The sequence below is a fragment of the Mesorhizobium sp. NZP2077 genome, assembly GCF_013170805.1.
Taxonomy (GTDB): Bacteria; Pseudomonadota; Alphaproteobacteria; order Rhizobiales; family Rhizobiaceae; genus Mesorhizobium.
Window position 1 is genome coordinate 24,538 of the sequence record NZ_CP051294.1, and the last position, 15,750, is coordinate 40,287.

The 15,750-nt window shown below is 56.3% G+C and carries 16 protein-coding genes; 3 read left to right on the forward strand and 13 right to left on the reverse strand.

Annotated features, from left to right (window positions below; genetic code table 11):
- Positions 1-151: 151 nt before the first annotated feature.
- Genes HGP13_RS35955 through HGP13_RS35965 form a run of 3 tightly spaced genes read left to right on the forward strand, consistent with a single transcriptional unit; the run spans position 152 to position 3,539 of the window.
- The gene (locus HGP13_RS35955; RefSeq protein WP_172235228.1) at positions 152-820 is read left to right on the forward strand and encodes a VWA domain-containing protein; all 669 of its coding nucleotides are present in this window, start codon (positions 152-154) and stop codon (positions 818-820) included.
- The gene (locus tag HGP13_RS35960; protein WP_172235012.1) at positions 820-1,617 is read left to right on the forward strand and encodes a PP2C family serine/threonine-protein phosphatase; all 798 of its coding nucleotides are present in this window, start codon (positions 820-822) and stop codon (positions 1,615-1,617) included. The genes HGP13_RS35955 and HGP13_RS35960 overlap by 1 nt, the downstream gene beginning before the upstream one ends.
- Positions 1,614-3,539: a hypothetical protein gene (locus HGP13_RS35965; RefSeq protein WP_172235013.1), complete on the forward strand. Its 1,926-nt coding sequence runs from the start codon at positions 1,614-1,616 to the stop codon at positions 3,537-3,539. Before HGP13_RS35960 ends, HGP13_RS35965 begins: the two co-directional genes overlap by 4 nt.
- Before the next feature lie 197 nt (positions 3,540-3,736).
- On the opposite strand, the gene HGP13_RS35970 is transcribed toward HGP13_RS35965, so the two are convergent.
- The 13 genes from HGP13_RS35970 to ehuB form a co-directional block, all read right to left on the reverse strand.
- Entirely contained in the window at positions 3,737-4,579 is an 843-nt protein-coding gene (locus HGP13_RS35970) for a sugar phosphate isomerase/epimerase (RefSeq protein ID WP_172235014.1), read from the reverse strand.
- A 10-nt stretch (positions 4,580-4,589) separates the two neighbouring features.
- Positions 4,590-5,717, reverse strand: coding sequence for an S-(hydroxymethyl)glutathione dehydrogenase/class III alcohol dehydrogenase (locus tag HGP13_RS35975; RefSeq protein ID WP_172235015.1), 1,128 nt, complete (start codon positions 5,715-5,717; stop codon positions 4,590-4,592).
- A gap of 112 nt (positions 5,718-5,829) precedes the next feature.
- Positions 5,830-6,492, reverse strand: a complete 663-nt coding sequence (locus HGP13_RS35980) for a GntR family transcriptional regulator (RefSeq protein WP_172235016.1) — start codon at positions 6,490-6,492, stop codon at positions 5,830-5,832.
- Between the two features lie 97 nt (positions 6,493-6,589).
- The gene (locus HGP13_RS35985) at positions 6,590-7,825 is read right to left on the reverse strand and encodes an FAD-dependent oxidoreductase (protein WP_172235017.1); all 1,236 of its coding nucleotides are present in this window, start codon (positions 7,823-7,825) and stop codon (positions 6,590-6,592) included.
- Positions 7,826-8,009: 184 nt separating this feature from the next.
- Positions 8,010-8,330, reverse strand: coding sequence for a Rieske 2Fe-2S domain-containing protein (locus HGP13_RS35995; RefSeq protein WP_172235019.1), 321 nt, complete (start codon positions 8,328-8,330; stop codon positions 8,010-8,012).
- A gap of 126 nt (positions 8,331-8,456) precedes the next feature.
- A complete protein-coding gene (locus tag HGP13_RS36000; RefSeq protein ID WP_172235020.1) occupies positions 8,457-9,470 on the reverse strand; it encodes a sterol desaturase family protein in 1,014 nt (337 codons plus the stop codon).
- 582 nt (positions 9,471-10,052) lie between these two features.
- A complete protein-coding gene (locus HGP13_RS36005; RefSeq protein ID WP_172235021.1) occupies positions 10,053-10,832 on the reverse strand; it encodes an NAD(P)-binding domain-containing protein in 780 nt (259 codons plus the stop codon).
- A 34-nt stretch (positions 10,833-10,866) separates the two neighbouring features.
- On the reverse strand, positions 10,867-11,628 hold the full coding sequence (locus HGP13_RS36010) for a GntR family transcriptional regulator (protein WP_172235022.1): 762 nt from the start codon (positions 11,626-11,628) through the stop codon (positions 10,867-10,869).
- Positions 11,629-11,671: 43 nt separating this feature from the next.
- A complete protein-coding gene (locus HGP13_RS36015) occupies positions 11,672-12,490 on the reverse strand; it encodes an aspartate dehydrogenase (RefSeq protein WP_172235023.1) in 819 nt (272 codons plus the stop codon).
- A complete protein-coding gene (ehuA, locus tag HGP13_RS36020) occupies positions 12,490-13,305 on the reverse strand; it encodes an ectoine/hydroxyectoine ABC transporter ATP-binding protein EhuA (protein ID WP_281411014.1) in 816 nt (271 codons plus the stop codon). Before ehuA ends, HGP13_RS36015 begins: the two co-directional genes overlap by 1 nt.
- Positions 13,305-13,970 (reverse strand): ectoine/hydroxyectoine ABC transporter permease subunit EhuD, encoded by a 666-nt coding sequence (ehuD, locus tag HGP13_RS36025; RefSeq protein ID WP_172235024.1) that lies wholly within the window; start codon positions 13,968-13,970, stop codon positions 13,305-13,307. Before ehuD ends, ehuA begins: the two co-directional genes overlap by 1 nt.
- Positions 13,971-13,973: 3 nt before the next feature.
- A complete protein-coding gene (gene ehuC, locus HGP13_RS36030; protein WP_172235025.1) occupies positions 13,974-14,639 on the reverse strand; it encodes an ectoine/hydroxyectoine ABC transporter permease subunit EhuC in 666 nt (221 codons plus the stop codon).
- A gap of 60 nt (positions 14,640-14,699) precedes the next feature.
- Entirely contained in the window at positions 14,700-15,533 is an 834-nt protein-coding gene (gene ehuB, locus HGP13_RS36035) for an ectoine/hydroxyectoine ABC transporter substrate-binding protein EhuB (protein WP_172235026.1), read from the reverse strand.
- Positions 15,534-15,750: the final 217 nt, after the last annotated feature.

The following is a 15,750-nucleotide window of genomic DNA, read 5'->3' on the forward strand; positions in this document are numbered from 1 at the left end:
CTGTAGATAGGGAAGGGGATTGAAAATTGGGGCGGGCAAGTGCATCGACGCGCTTTGCAATTCCGGTTTCAATAATTTTTGGACGCTGCCTGCCGAATGCCGGGAGACCCGGGCTTGCGGGAAGCGATATTTCGGCGAAAAGGCGAGTAAAATGTCCAACCAATTTGATCAGATACCGTTTGGAGCTGCAGAGTTCGCGGATAACCCCGAACCTCGCTGTCCGTGCCTCCTTCTGCTTGACACGTCCTATTCCATGAATGGAGCGCCGATCGATGCACTGAACCAGGGCCTTGTCACCTTCAAGGACGAGCTCGCGGCCGACAGCCTGGCGATGAAACGCGTCGAGGTCGCCATCGTCACCTTCGGACCGGTCAACATCGTCGCGCCGTTCCAGACCGCTGACCTGTTTACGCCTAGCACGCTGGCGCCCAGCGGCGACACCCCAATGGGGGCGGCGATCGAGCAGGGCCTCGAGATGTTGCGACGTCGCAAGGATGAATACCGCGCAAACGGCATCTCCTATTACCGGCCCTGGGTCTTTCTGATGACGGACGGCGCGCCTACGGACAGCATCGTTGCTGCCGAAAACGCGGTCAAATCCGGCGAGGCGGCAAAGGCATTTTCGTTCTTCGCCGTTGGCGTCGAAGGTGCGAACATGGACATCCTCGCCAAGCTCTCCACACGCCAGCCCCTGAAACTGAGCGGCCTCAAATTCCGCGAGCTGTTCTCATGGCTCTCCGCATCGCTGTCGGGCGTCTCGCAGTCGCAGGTCGGACAGACCGTGGCGCTCCAATCTCCCGCGGGTTGGGCTGAGGTGTGATGTCTTGGCGCATAGCGTCGGCTAGCGCCATCGGCACTTCGCATGTCACGGCCGGCAAGCCCTGTCAGGATAATTCGGTCCATGCCCTGATCGAGGGCAGGGAAGGTCCAATCCTTGCGGCCGCTGTCTGCGACGGCGCTGGCAGTGCGGCGCATTCGGAGGTTGGGTCTTGGCTGGCCGGGCAGAACCTGCTGGAGCTCATTTTCGTGCACTTCGCCGAGAACGGTGCGCTCGATCAGATCGACCGGCCAAAAGCTTTGGTCTGGGTGACAGAAATTGCCGAGCGCATCGCCGCCCATGCGCGCGCACTAGGGCACGAGGTACGCGATTACGCATGCACGCTGCTTGTTGCCATCCTCGGCCCCACAAGCACCGTGTTCTTCCAGGTCGGCGACGGCGCAATGGTTGTTTCGCACGGCAGTGAAGATGGATGGTCCTACGTGTTCTGGCCGCAGCACGGCGAGTTTGCAAACACGACCAACTTCGTCACGTCGTCAAATCTCGCGGATGCCCTCGAATTCGAGTTCGCGCCGCGGCGCATTGACGAGGTCGCGCTCTTCTCGGACGGTATCGAGAACCTTGTCTTGCACCAGGCTTCGCGCAGCGTTCATCAGCCCTTCTTCGATTCGATGTTTCCCGCTGTCAGACGATCGGCGGCTGCGGGCGAGGACTCCACGCTGTCGGATGGGCTGAAGGCTTATCTGCTTTCGCCGCAGATCTGCGAGAGGACCGATGACGACAAGTCGCTAATCCTGGCCACGAGATCGCCGGCTGAACCGATGGTGGCCGCAAAATGAATGCCAAGGTTCGCGAGGTGTTCACCCTGCGAGGGGAAGCCCTCAAACTTGGCGAGATCGTCGGCCAGGGCGGCGAGGGGGCCGTCTATGACCTGGCTGCCCACAAGAACCATGTCGCCAAAATCTACCACCGGCCGCTCGAGCAGCAGAGGATCGACAAGATCCGTGCGATGGGCAAGATCAAGACCGATTCACTCGAAAAGCTGACGGCCTGGCCGACGGGGCTGGTCTGCTCCAAGGACAGCAGGCCCATCGGGCTGATCATGCCGAAGATCAGCGGGCGAAAGAGCATCCATCAGCTCTACAGCCCCAAAAGCCGCAGAACCGACTTTCAGCGGGTTGATTGGCGATTTCTGACACGTGTGGCGGCAAACACCGCGAGGGCATTTGCGGCCGTTCACGACAACGCCTGCGTCATCGGCGATGTGAACCACGGCGGTGTGCTCGTGGCGCAGGACGCTACCGTGCGCCTGATCGACTGTGACAGCTTCCAGGTCTCCTATCTGGGCCAGCAATATCTTTGCGAGGTGGGTATCGAGACCTTCACACCGCCGGAGCTGCAGGGCAGGTCGTTTTCGGGCATCGTGAGGACGCCCAATCACGACAATTTCGGTTTGGCCGTGATGGTCTTCCTGTTGCTGTTCATGGGAAAACACCCCTTTGCCGGCCGTTACGCGGGGACCGGCGACATGCCGATTTCGAAGGCGATCGAGGAATACCGCTTTCCCTACGGGGCGAACGCCGCCGCGGTCGGAATGGCGAGGCCTCCGAGTTCCCCCGAACTCGCCATCGCCGGCCCACGACTTGCAAAGATGTTTGAGGATGCCTTCTCGCAAAGGGGAACGTCGGCTGGCAGGCCCGTGGCCCGGGACTGGGTGGGGGCTTTGGCGGAACTTGAGGCGAACCTCAAGCAGTGCTCCGCCAATTCCAGCCACTGGTCACTTGGCACATCGCCGTGCCCTTGGTGCAAAATGGAAGGCGCCACGGGCGTACCGCTGTTCTCAACCGTCGTTCCTGCCGGCGGGGCGACACTTTTCGATATCGCCGGATTCCAGCGGCAGGTTGACGCCGTCCCGCATCCCGGCCCGGTTCCGAACGTACCTGAGAAGAATGTGACACCAGATCCCAACGCCTTGAAGATCAAGGGGCACGCGCGCCGCACCAACTTCCGGGCCGGCATGGCGGCCGCAGTGATCGGCGTCGCCGGCTTGATGATGGCGCAGATCTGGGTGCTGGGCATCGCCTTGGGGGTCTTTCTGGGGCTGAGAGGTCTCCTGAACAGGGAAAGTGAGGAGGGGGAATACCGGCGCGTCGCGGCCGAGGCCGCCACCCAATGGAACAACGCGCAAGCCGCGTGGGTGCAGAGGGCCGGGCCGGATGCTTTCGATCGGCAAAAGACGGTGCTCGCCGGGCTCAGGCGCGAATGGGACAGTTTGCCGTCCAAACGGGTAGCCAGGATCTCGGAGCTCGAGCGCAACCGCCGGCAGGTGCAACTGCACCGGTTCCTGGACAACTTTGAAATCTCATCGGCAAAGATCGAAGGCATCGGACCGGGCAAGAAGCAGGTCCTGGAGTCGTACGGCGTCGAAACAGCCCTCGATGTCGAGAGGAACAAGCTTTACAGCGTGCCCGGATTCGGACCCAAAACCGCGCAGAAGTTGTTGAATTGGCGAAGGTCCGTCGAAGCCCGCTTTGTCTTCGATCCCTCACGAGCGATCGATCCACGCGATATCGCGCAGATTGACCAGGACATTCTCGGCGATCGCAAGCGGCTGCAGGGCGCCTTGGTGCTCGGTCTCGAGCAGCTCAAGCAGAGAAGATCCCAGATCCTTGCCGCCCGTGAGCACAGTCGGCCGGAAATGGAGCGATTGCGGCTGGCATTTGATCAGTCAGCGGCAAACGCTGCCGCGAGTTCAGGGTAGTCTAGGTAGCGTTTTGGGCCGGTCCCTCGAACGGACTCGCGAGTTCGAACCAAATATCCGTCATCCCATGTTCATGATTTGCGCCTCGAAAGTCGCATAAAAGGGCAGTGTGGAACGTCGAGGCTGGCGAACAAGGCGCAATTCCCATGTTCAGTTCGAGCAGATGTTCATCCCCCGCATGATCTCGATATGCGGGCTTATGTGCCCGTCTGTGCTGACGCGGCCCAAATTCCCATTACAAGTTCCCGCATCAGCAGTGCTTCAGCCCAACGGTCCGTCGAGTCATTGGCAGCACTCGTTGTGATTGCGTAAGGGCGCGGCCCAAGCTCACAAGTAAAGCTTAATTGGGCCTCAAAACCCGCGCGGCGGCGCCAACTTTCGAACCCATAGCGCCACCAGCCAGCGAATAAATTCACCCACATCTGATGATGGGGAAATGAGATCTCGATCTGGACCTGTTCGCGCGATGCAACGCGACCATGAAATGCCCAGGATGAATCTAAAATTCTTTCGATCAGCCGATGGTTTTCGTCGCTCACTGGCCAAGCAAACTCGCGACCTACAAGAAAATGCGACAAGTCCGCAAGCAGCGGCATGGTTGGCACGGCTTCCAGCAGATCGAGTGTGAAGAAGAGGTCCGTCGTGAGCCGATTGCGGTGCGTCTCAAAATAAACCGGGAGGCCAGCGCCGTCGCCGATCTTCATCCACCGCTCAATAAGTTCAATCCCGTCGGTCAGTCGACGCAGTCTTACGTCGGGTTGAACATTGAAATGTAGAGCACCAAGCTCCCCAGCAAAATCGATTTGCCGCCGCAAATCATCATCGCTCGCAGGGAGCCCGCACGCTTCGACGAGCAGGTCGGTTCCGCCGAGGGCCTGTTTGATCGCCTGAGTCTGCTCCCTACTGCTGACGAAAATGCTTACGCCATCAAAGGACGCTTCTGCAATCATACGGAGGTTTTCGTCTAGAGTTCGCTCGAACCCATCGGGTTCGCGTCGTTCCATTGCCCAGATGGATTGAAGTACCTTGAGTTGCTGCATCGCACTTTCCTCAGTAAACGACGACGCTGCGGATCGATTTGCCCTCATGCATGAGGTCGAAGCCCTTGTTGATGTCCTCGAGCTTCAGCTTGTGGGTGATCATCGGGTCGATCTGGATCTTGCCGTCCATGTACCAGTCGACGATCTTCGGCACGTCGGTGCGGCCGCGCGCGCCGCCAAAGGCGGTGCCCATCCAGGTGCGGCCGGTGACCAGCTGGAACGGCCGTGTCGAGATCTCCTGGCCGGCGCCGGCGACGCCGATGACGACCGACTTGCCCCAGCCGCGATGCGACGCTTCCAGCGCCTGCCGCATCACCTTGGTGCTGCCGGTGCAGTCGAAGGTGTAGTCGGCACCGCCGATCTGGTCGGCGCCACGCTTGGTCATGTTGACGAGGTGAGGCACGACATCGCCGTCGATCTCCTTGGGATTGACGAAATGCGTCATGCCGAATTTCTCGCCCCAGGCTTTCTTGTCGTTGTTCAGGTCGACGCCGATGATCATGTCGGCGCCGGCAAGCCGCAGGCCCTGGATGACGTTGAGGCCGATGCCGCCGAGGCCGAAGACGACGGCGGTAGCGCCTTGCTCGACCTTGGCCGTGTTGATGACCGCACCGATGCCGGTGGTGACGCCGCAGCCGATGTAGCAGATCTTGTCGAAGGGGGCGTCGGGATTGACCTTGGCGACCGCGATCTCGGGCAGCACGGTGAAATTGGAGAAGGTCGAGCAGCCCATATAGTGAAAAATCTTGTCCTTGCCGATCGAGAAGCGCGACGAGCCGTCCGGCATCAGACCCTGGCCCTGCGTGGCGCGGATCGCCGTGCACAGATTGGTTTTTCTGGACAGGCAGGACGGGCACTGGCGGCATTCCGGCGTATAGAGCGGGATGACATGGTCGCCCTTCTTGACCGAAGTGACGCCCTTGCCGACATCGACGACGACGCCGGCGCCTTCATGGCCGAGGATAGCCGGAAACAGACCCTCGGGATCAGCGCCGGACAGGGTGAACTCGTCGGTGTGGCAAATGCCGGTCGCCTTGATCTCGACCAGCACCTCGCCATCGCGGGGACCGTCGAGTTGCACGGTCATGATTTCGAGAGGCTTTCCAGCCTGAACAGCAACGGCGGCGCGTACGTCCATATACAAATTCCCCCTGGTATGGTGCTTGCGAAAGAAAATCAGCCATAGCCGTTGTGCGTTCTGCCCGCCTACAATGGGTAGATCGCTGGCATCAAATCGGGCAGAAGCGGTGCTAAGCTTGCTGCTTTGATGAGATCCGCTTCCAAGAAAACTTTATGTAGTTTCGTTTGATGTAACCGATTGCCTCGATGTCATTCTCTCGCATTGCCGTGAGCAGATCAGTTATCTCTAGCTGTAGCAATCGAACCGCATCTGGCCAGATGTCGCGGGACATTTCATACCAGGCTCGGGCCGCCCTAAAGTAAAGATTATGCCAAACGTCAAGGAACACTCTATTCAGCAAGAGATCGCTAATCGCGAAGTGGAGAATGTGGTTGATTTGCCAATGCTCACCGACATCGAATTTCTCTGCCAAATTGTCCGACCGGTTAAGCAAAGTCTCTAACACATCCACATCCGCTCTCGTCGCATCACGTGCTCCAATTCGCCCAAAAAGCTGTGCCATTTCAATCCTAAGGTCAAACACCTCACGCAACTGAACGGGGTCAAAAGGAGTCACGAAAGTACCAATGCCGTTTCTCACCTCCACGAGTCCTTCAATCGACAGGCGCTGGAAAGCTTCACGCACTGGTGTCCGACTGACGTGGAATTCAACGGCGATATCATTCTCGCGAAGCATTGCTCCTGGAGCGTACTCTAGAAGGCAAATACGATCTCTCAACAGGTCGTGGATCTCGATCGCACCTACCTTCTTTGATTCCTCTTCTCCGCTCATTCTCAGCAACTCCAATTGTCACTTGCTCCGCTTTTGAAAACATGTCGGTGTCAGATCAACTTGCTAGGTCATTGCTGTAGGGCGGCCGCCTTCTATGCTAACTCGCTAAAGATTTGATGGCGATTGCCGGATTTGCAAGCGCGTCGGGATCTGGGCGCATACGCCGCCCAATCATCGTCTCGGCGATGCGTATATCCTTACTGATGGTGGCAAGACTGCCAAATCCGCAGGCCGCCACTAACCGTCCGCCTGGCGCTAAGTAGAAGCAGATCTGCCCCTTGTCGCCAAGATCCCTGTTAACAGCGGCATCAGAATTACTATAAATTCCAGCAATCTGGAGCGTCTCGTCGTACTGGTCTGACCAGAACCACGGGACACTCTCATACGCCGAGCCCAATCCCAACATGTTGGCGGCCGCAATCGCGCCTTGTTGCCATGCATTCCGCCATACCTCTAGCCGCACTCGTTCGCCGTAAAGACGATGCGGGAAAGAACAACAGTCGCCGGCCGTAAAAATGTCAGGATCGGAGGTAGCAAGAGTGTCGCTCGCCGCAATCCCTTTTTCGATCGCTAGCCCGGCTGCCTGTGCAAGTTCTACGTTTGGGACCGCACCGACTCCGACCAGCACTAGATCGGCAGGGAATGAGCGACCGTCGGCCAATGATACCAGAGATTGCTCTTCGACGGCCTCGATACCAGCAACCGTAGCATCCAGTTCAATGCGTACGCCGGCGTCCAGGTGCTTTGCTTTAATCCGCTCAGCGATGCTGGCGGGAACCGCTCTCATGAGCAGTCGTGGGCCGGCCTCAAGCACCGTCACAGAGGCGCCCCTGGATACCGCACTTGCAGCAACTTCAAGCCCGATGAAACCGCCACCGATCACTACGACACCACATCCTGGCCTGAGGGTCTGTCGAATAGCTACAGCGTCGGCGTAGGTACGAAGTGTAACCATGCGACATTCTGGGTCGACTGGAACACCTAGCGTTCGCGGGCGGGCGCCGGTTGCCAAGAGCAAACGCTCGTAAGCTAAGAGCTCGCCTCCTTGAAGCGACACGGTATTTGTCGCCCGATCGATCGATAGAACGTTGACCCCTGCAAGGTAGTCGATTGCCAATTCTCTCAACCGCTGGGCAGTGATAAGGAACTTCGGTCCGCTATCTTCGCCCTCGGTCAAAAGGCCTTTTGATAGTGGCGGCCGTTCATAAGGTAGCGTAGCTTCACTGCCGATCAGAATGACGCGCCCGGGCCACCCGCCCTGCCTTAAGGCAACAGCCGCAGCCGTTCCGGCCTCGCCCGCACCGACAATTATCATGGCACGTTCTTGTTTCATGCTGGCAGTCCAACAACGTTACCGCGCCAGATGGCCAATCGTTGCTCAACAATCTTCGGTCCCACAACTTGCTCTTCATTATTTTTTTCGTTCGACGAATTAACCGAATACCTTATTTCGCTCGCAAAGCGTGCCGTTGCGGCCAGGTATCCATGCGACATCTTACTTCTCCCGATAGGTCCATTCAGATCTTGATGAACACAACATTGGAGTCCACCTTGATCTCGTACCGTCGGAGATCGACGCAAGCGGGCAAAGCTCGGGCCTCGCCAGTTCGGTAGTCGAACGTCCCAAAATGCTTGGGACATTCGATGATGTTACCGTCGACTATGCCGTCTGCGAGATGAACCTTTTCATGGCTACAATGCCCGTCAATCGCGAAGAAGTTACCCTCTAGCGACCGGATGATCGCAAACGAGCGCTCTCCTTGGGAGAACCGCATTGCTTCCTCGGGCGCTATCGCATCCGAGGTGCACACCTCGACCCATTCTCCTATTTTAGTCATGTTCTTTCCTCTCGAATCTAGCTGGCAATGCAAACACGGCTACCGATGATGTAGAACCGCCGTGCCAACTAAGCTGCACAGCGCTAATCGGGCATCCAAACTTGGAGAAGTGCAGACTGGCAGAACCTATACCTTGGACCCGCCACGGCTGAAGTTCTTGGCTTTCGTTCGTTTGTACATCGCCTCGTCGGCCTCCTGCGAGCCATCGTGCGCCGTACCGAACCACTCATCGAAGGGAATTAACGTGTCGCCGTAGTTTACCTCAAAATACCTGTGATGCAGGTAGTGGTAGTACCCATCTGAATCGAGATGTTTACCGCCTTCGGAAACGATCTTGTCGAAGCCCAGATGGCCTAACGCCGGGATTAGCGCCTGGATCATGAGGCAGAACATCACGTTCATCGGATGAGAGGGCACGAGGAAAAAGAACAGCACTCCCGAGAAATACAGGATGTGCTCAAACGTATGCATCGACAAGCCCGACCATGGCCCTGGATTAACGTTATTGTGATGCACCTTGTGGATGACGTGGTAGAGAGGCCCAACGTGGATCAAACGGTGGACCATGTAAAACTGCAGCTTCAACCAAGCCGGAGTTATAAAGAGTAGACCGACAAAGTAGATTGAGTGCTGCGTTATATCCACTTGCATGGTGTAACCATTCGAATACATCCACCACGCGAGCACCTCGTACGCCGTCCAGACAGGCACACCACTACACATGGTCCAAAAGACATTTTCGGCGGTCTGGCTCCGGAACAGAAATACGGAATTGTCGGTGTCGGGCCACTTCGAATTGTATTTGAAGTTTGTGTCCTGGCGACGCTGAATGTAGAGCAGCATGTGCAGTCCACCATATACAAGAAGGGCCAGCGCGGCGTTGCGCAGGAGAATGGCCGCCACCCAGCCAATGCTGAGCTCTCTCATCGTATCCGTTGTGGGCGTTAGATAAACCCACGCGACAACGGAGATGCCGATCAGGAGCGCGTTCCAGGGCCACAGATATCCAGGAAACCCGAACATCCATACGAGAAACTTTCTCGGTTGGGCCGGCCATACAAACAAGGGCTCGCGCGCGGGTCGCTTATGAGGTGACCACTGCCCGCGCTTGTCACGACTTCCATACAGCTTGTCGTCCATACGGTTCTCCGTTGGCGAAACTCTGCGCCACTTAATTCGAAGATAATGATGTATACAGCAGTACGACGCGTTCTGCGTTATGTCAAAGGTTTTTTCCCGTATTGACAGGTTTTCCGTGTGGTTTGCCCCGTCCTAGTCGTCAGCTGTGTATAGCTTGGGCGCGAGGCCTAGTACTGAGGGCAGGGGTTCCCAGTGGCCGCTGCGCAGCCCGCGTAATCCCTGAGCGCAGGATGGCGCGTGTAGCGCCTAACGGTAGCGCCTTGGGCCGCGGTACCGGACAAACCAAATTGGACTGGTGCTGCAAGGCGGTTACGCCGGCGCAACTTGAGTATCCGCGGACCGGGATGGAGAGGATCCGGAATCCTCGTCCCCGAGCGATCTGACTATCAGCTTAGATGTGAGGTTCTCAAATCTCTGGTAGGTTGCCTAGGCCAGCCCAACCTACGAAAATCCTCGTCGGGGAACTGGCTTTCGTTGGAAAATTACCTCGGCTCCGCAAGGCCTGCTTCGTTCGGCAGGAATGCACTGCAGAGACCGCGGGAGACCGGCTCCATTCTTGTGTCTCCGCTGTCGATCACGTGACTAGGTCAACAAGTTCAGCCTTCGGAAGACGATATCGAGAGCCTCTAACCAAGGCAAAGGGGCTTGCCTTGCGGCAAGATGGTCCAACCCTAACTTTGTAAAGGTGCCTTCCGTTGCGATCCCGTCAGATACGATGTCAAGTGACACCTCCTCCCGCGCCAGCGCGTAGCCAGCCGCTCCCGCGATATTTCCAGCAACAACTAGCCTCGCTTGAGCCGACGTGAGTCCACGCTCCAAGAACCAAGATTCGAGCGTTGCTATGAAGCTATAGATCCACCCGGCGAGGCAGGCCCCCACCATGGCAAGTTCGAATTGATCTTCGGTTTCGAAGGTCACAATCCTACCTGCCGTGCCCAGTACCACTGCCACGTCGTCCAAGGCGGGATATATGGGTACGAGGCCTCTATCAATCGTATCAATGTAACTCGATGGCATGATGCGGACCACCGATATGTCTTTGCCTATCGCCGCCTGCAGTTCGGCAATTGTGGCGCCTGCGACAGCTGAAATTAATACCTGCTCTGGGCGCAGAGTCAGATTGGGCAAAGTATTGGCAAGCTGCTCGGGCCGCACCGCCAGAAGGATCCAGTCGGCCTCGGCGAACATTCTCGCGTCATCCTCGGCTACCATGCAGCCGTGGGTGGCGGCAAGCCGCTCAGCCTTGACTCGGCTATAGGGCGAGAGAAGAATTCGACCGCCAAACCCACCCCTTCGCAGGGCTGCTATTAAGTAGGCGGAGAAGTCGCCGGTTCCAATAAAGCCAATTGTCGGCAGGTTCATATGGCGCCACCAATATCGAATGCCATCTCAGTTTTCAAAATACAAATCGGTCTGCGTCAGCTGCTTCCATCGCGTCTAGCCTGGACAGCACCATCGCCAAATGCGACTTATGAACCGTGGCGACCAGACGGACATCCCGAAGCTCGAGGGTTCGCCGTATCATGCGGAGCTCGTCAAGAAGGTCTTCTACCTGCTGACGGAAATCCATCTTTTCGAGAAGCAAGAACCAGAATCTCGCCGATTGAAAGAACAGGATATCGTTGAAATCCCTTAGCGGGCCATTGCTGCTCAAGCTATGCAAAATCCTATGTAAGCGGATGATAATCTCGGCAAACTGGCGTTTATCTTTGGTATCCAAGAGTTGGCGACACGCTAGCTCCAAGTCTTGAATTTCGCGGAGGTTATCGTCAGTTACTGGAAGTGGTGAAGACTCGGCCATGGCATCCATCAATCGCATCCGAACGATGTATATATCGCGCATAGAGCTCAGATCGATCGACGTGACTTCAGTACCATTGCCGTGCTGGCTTACGATCAGACCGTCGTACTCCAGGCGTTGCAAGACAGTTCGTAGCGGTGTTCGACTGACACCAAATTCTGATGCAAGTTCCCTCTCATTGAGGCGGCTACCTGGCTGGTAATCAAGGAGACATATCCGGCGCCGTAACTCGAGGTATATATCCTGTTTGCTCATTTTGCCGGTGATCTGCCTGTCGCCTTCCAAACCCCCCTCTTGATCCTCAGGAGGTGTCAAGGTGATTTCGTTAGTAGGCAAGAGGGGGCTGTGGCGTGTCATCGCTAGCTTTCTCGAGGCTGCAGCAAGGTATGTACGACATCCGTCACGTTCCAACACGCAAGGTCGAGTTCATTTGACGTAAGTATGCTATCACGCTCTGCGAGGTTATACGTCCGGTCGCCGGGTTCTCGTCGCTTGGCCGATTTTGTATCAACATGGAAAAGTTCGAACTGTCGGATTCCACATCTACGTTGTGGGTGTTAAACGTTAGACTTGGATCTGCCCAAATCTCCATCTGCGTGCGGTCCGGTCCGAGAGCCGCCAGGCTCAGAGCCGCAGCGACATTCACGTTGGCTGGGAATTCCTTCGCCACGTCGCTTACGGTGCCTCTTAGAACGCAAACGGCTTCCTCAAGACTTTCCAAGTTCAACCCGTTGCGGATGACATAAGGTGCGGTTGCAAGGCTCCTTGGTGGTTTGCAGGTGCGGATCTTCACCTTTCGGATCTCACCAACTGCCGCGGCTTTGATGGCGTCGAGCCCAAGGATCGCCCCGGATGGGACCACAATTCGCCCTCCCATGCGGCGCGCCAACTCCACTAAATCTTCTCGACCGAGTAGCTGGCTCGCAGACATAGCAATGAGAGTCTTGCCGGCGCTCAAGACAGGCAGCGCGATAGCGTCGAACATCTGGGGCGGGAGACACTCCAAAACTGTATCACACTCTTTAGCCAAATCTTCAAACGAGAGGCAGGAAACACGACTGTTTAAAGTCGCATTGAACTCTGCGGCCCGATTTTGGCTCCGGGCCGAGATAGCCACCAGTTCGCACCCAACTATTTGCCCCCGATCCAATGCGTGTGCCACTGACGAGCCTATGGCGCCAATCCCAGCTATTCCAATTCTGATAGGAGTCCCGACCATCAATCCGCCGCTTTGACTGCGCTCAAAAATTGTTGCGTTCGTTTGCTTTTGGGGTTGGAAAACAGTTCAGCAGGACTGCCTTGTTCTTCAATCTTTCCACCATAGAAAAAGCAGACGCGATCGGAAATATCACGAGCAAAACCCATTTGATGCGTGACCATAAGCATGGTCAGCCTGTGCTTGAACACCAAATCCTTAATCACATTCGTGACTTCGCCGATTACCTCGGGATCAAGGGCAGAGGTGACTTCGTCAAACAACATAACCTTCGGCCGCATCGCAAGGGCGCGGGCAATCGCTACGCGCTGTTGTTGACCACCCGAAAGCCGGGAGGGATGTTGATCCTTCTTGTCGATCATGCCAACCATCACGAGAAGCTCTTCGGCACGCTCTTGAGCCTCGCGGCGCGAGAGACCCAAGACCAAGACCGGCCCCTCCATACAGTTCTGTATCGCCGTCATGTGGGGAAACAAGTTGAAATGCTGGAAGCACATTCCTATCGAGGAGCGTGCTTTTCGTAGGTATCTTGCATCAGCCGGCACCAGCACGCCGTTCTGCGGCATGTGGGTGAGGGGTTTGCCATCGACATAGATGACGCCACCGTTAATGGTCTCAAGGGTCATCAGCATGCGCAGGACTGTCGTTTTGCCGGACCCCGATGGGCCGATGATGGTGACCATTTCACTTGCAGCGATGTCCAAGTTCAGGTTGTCCAGAACGATAAGGTCGCCATAGCTTTTACGGACCTTCATGAACCGTACCATCGGTATGTTTGGACCGGCGAGCTCGAGGGGATATGACGAGAGATCTTCCATCATTGCATTCCTAACTTACGGCGAACAGTCGCTTCAAACCAACGAATGGCGCGCGCGGAGGTCAGTGAGATAACTAAGAAAATAACGCCCACCATCGTGTAAGGCTCAAGGTACCGATAGTTTTGTCCGCCTACAGCGTTTGCTGCCTGCATCAATTCGGCAACACCAATTACAGATAGAATCGGAGTATCTTTAAAAATGGCGACCAGATAGTTTCCCATCCCAGCAATTGCTGGTGGGAGAGCCTGCGGCAAAACAATACGCCGATAGGTCTGCATCGTCGTTAGATTGATGGCGGTGCATGCTTCCCATTGCCCCTTCGGGACGGACTCAATGCCACCCCGATAAACTTCAGAGAGATAGGCAGCATAGTGCAGGCCGATAGCGATCATGCCTGCCACCCAAGGGCTCAGGTAGAGCCCGTATTCCGGCCCAACATAATACACAAAGAAGATCTGCAGTACGAGGGGGGTTGAGCGGATGAACTCGACAATTTCCCGAGTAATATACGTCAGAATACGTAACGGTGTTCGCTGAGCAAGTGCGAACAAGAGACCAATGACAGCGGCAATGGCGTATCCCATGCCAGCAGCCAAAAGGGTATTGCCCGTAGCCCAAAGCATCTTGGGTAGGATTTCGGCTGTGAATGCGAAGTCCCACTTCATCACTCAAGCCCTTCCTATCCGCCGAGCCATGATGCGCTCGGTCCAGCGCATACAAGGCGTGATGAGAAAGCGAGAGAAGACGTAGTAGATGGCCAGCGCTGTTCCAAAAGTCCAGGTAGATAAATAAGTTGTATTGTTCAGCTGGCGCGCTTCAAACATGAGGTCAGGAACTGCTATCAACGCCACCAGGGCGGTACTTTTGAGCAGCTCGATCACCAGGTTTCCCCAAGCCGGCAGCATGGTGACAAAGGCCTGTGGGAGGATAATCCTTCGCATGCGTTGGGCTGGCGACATCGACAACGCGTAAGATGCCTCCCACTGGCCACGGGGCACTGACTGTATGGCACCTCGAACCAGCTCAGCGCCGTAGGCCCCAAGGTTTAGACCAACTGCAAGAAATCCGGTGAGAAAATTGTCCAGCGTGATGCCAAACAGGGGCAACACGTAAAACAACCAAAAAAGCTGAACCAGCAGTGAGGTGCCGCGAAAAAACTCGACGTAGCCTACTGCGGCTCTCCTTAGCGCCGGGTTTGACGATAGCAGCATCAGGCCGAAGAGGTTGGCCACCACCACGGCCAGACCCAAGGAGCAAAGGAATTGGACGGCGGTTACGAGCGCACCGTCTACAAATCGGCTACCATAATCCGCAAGGAAGGAGGCGTATGTCATAGGAGCTCGCTTCGGCAATGCTGACGAGCTGCCTCATGCGGCTCGTCAGCCAACTCATTGTTACCGATTGGCGCAGATCCAGTCGGTTTTTGCATCGCCCGGAAGCTGAGCTTTCGTGTATTGAAACTTCCCGACGGCCTCAAGCATTTCCGGCGAACCGAGGTACTTTGCCTGGGCCTCGTTGTACGCCTTCAGAAAGTCCTTGTCCTCTGGCTTGAATGCAATCGCTACCCAATTATTCGTCCAATCAGGTAGAGCGGCCGGGTCAGTCACTTCGATTTCGTCAGGTGCGCTAGCGGCCAGATTTTTGGCATCGAAATAGTTACTAGCCCCAGCGTCCGCTCGCCCCGCGCGAACGGCAGCCAGCAGTTCAGTGGGGCCTGGCACCTGCATAATCTTGCTTTCAGGGACTCCTTCCTTAAGCGCCTCGTCAACATTGACGTAGCCGGAGACAGTCACCATCGTCGCGTCCTTCTCCTTGATGTCCTTATAGTTCTGAATGCCTTTCGGGTTGCCTTTTTTGACAATAAACGCGTTGCCGAATTTCCCCATTGGTTCGGCAAAAGCGACGTTCTTGCAACGCTTGCCGGTGATGTACATTCCGCCGGTGATAATGTCGAAGCGCCCTGCCTGAAGCCCCGGTATCAAGCCACCCCAATCGGTCACGACTGGCTCGATATTAGTGTATCCCATCGACTTTAGGACGCCGACCGCCAGTGCGTTCGCGAATCCCAGCGGTTCGTTCTTGTCGCCCGGGTAAGCCCAAGGGATTTCGTGAGCAAAGCCAATGCGTATTGGTTTTCCAGCTTTTGCGCTGTCCGTCAGCCCGTCAGCGTGAGCGACGCCGATAAATAGAGCAGCAGTCGCGGCGATTGCAGCCAAGATAGCTTTCATTTTCATCCGTTCCCTCTGTTTTTGGGTTTATGCAGAATTGCCCTGAGAGGTATACCATTGCACCAGATGGGCCGCAAGGGGATATTCCTGTCCCGTCGAATTTTCCTGCAAAACTGGACAAATGGCGCCGTCTCTGGAAAATTGCTCTTGTCATTTTTCGCGAGTGACGGTACGAGAGGTATACCTATTTCCGATTTGAAAACTGGATACAGCACCC

Coding starts and splice junctions, on each gene's coding strand:
- HGP13_RS35955 (WP_172235228.1), top strand. CDS start 152: ATGTCCAACCAATTTGATCAGATACCGTTTGGAGCTGCAGAGTTCGCG.
- HGP13_RS35960 (WP_172235012.1), top strand. CDS start 820: ATGTCTTGGCGCATAGCGTCGGCTAGCGCCATCGGCACTTCGCATGTC.
- HGP13_RS35965 (WP_172235013.1), top strand. CDS start 1,614: ATGAATGCCAAGGTTCGCGAGGTGTTCACCCTGCGAGGGGAAGCCCTC.
- HGP13_RS35970 (WP_172235014.1), bottom strand. CDS start 4,579: ATGCAGCAACTCAAGGTACTTCAATCCATCTGGGCAATGGAACGACGC.
- HGP13_RS35975 (WP_172235015.1), bottom strand. CDS start 5,717: ATGGACGTACGCGCCGCCGTTGCTGTTCAGGCTGGAAAGCCTCTCGAA.
- HGP13_RS35980 (WP_172235016.1), bottom strand. CDS start 6,492: ATGAGCGGAGAAGAGGAATCAAAGAAGGTAGGTGCGATCGAGATCCAC.
- HGP13_RS35985 (WP_172235017.1), bottom strand. CDS start 7,825: ATGAAACAAGAACGTGCCATGATAATTGTCGGTGCGGGCGAGGCCGGA.
- HGP13_RS35995 (WP_172235019.1), bottom strand. CDS start 8,330: ATGACTAAAATAGGAGAATGGGTCGAGGTGTGCACCTCGGATGCGATA.
- HGP13_RS36000 (WP_172235020.1), bottom strand. CDS start 9,470: ATGGACGACAAGCTGTATGGAAGTCGTGACAAGCGCGGGCAGTGGTCA.
- HGP13_RS36005 (WP_172235021.1), bottom strand. CDS start 10,832: ATGAACCTGCCGACAATTGGCTTTATTGGAACCGGCGACTTCTCCGCC.
- HGP13_RS36010 (WP_172235022.1), bottom strand. CDS start 11,628: ATGACACGCCACAGCCCCCTCTTGCCTACTAACGAAATCACCTTGACA.
- HGP13_RS36015 (WP_172235023.1), bottom strand. CDS start 12,490: ATGGTCGGGACTCCTATCAGAATTGGAATAGCTGGGATTGGCGCCATA.
- ehuA (WP_281411014.1), bottom strand. CDS start 13,305: ATGGAAGATCTCTCGTCATATCCCCTCGAGCTCGCCGGTCCAAACATA.
- ehuD (WP_172235024.1), bottom strand. CDS start 13,970: ATGAAGTGGGACTTCGCATTCACAGCCGAAATCCTACCCAAGATGCTT.
- ehuC (WP_172235025.1), bottom strand. CDS start 14,639: ATGACATACGCCTCCTTCCTTGCGGATTATGGTAGCCGATTTGTAGAC.
- ehuB (WP_172235026.1), bottom strand. CDS start 15,533: ATGAAAGCTATCTTGGCTGCAATCGCCGCGACTGCTGCTCTATTTATC.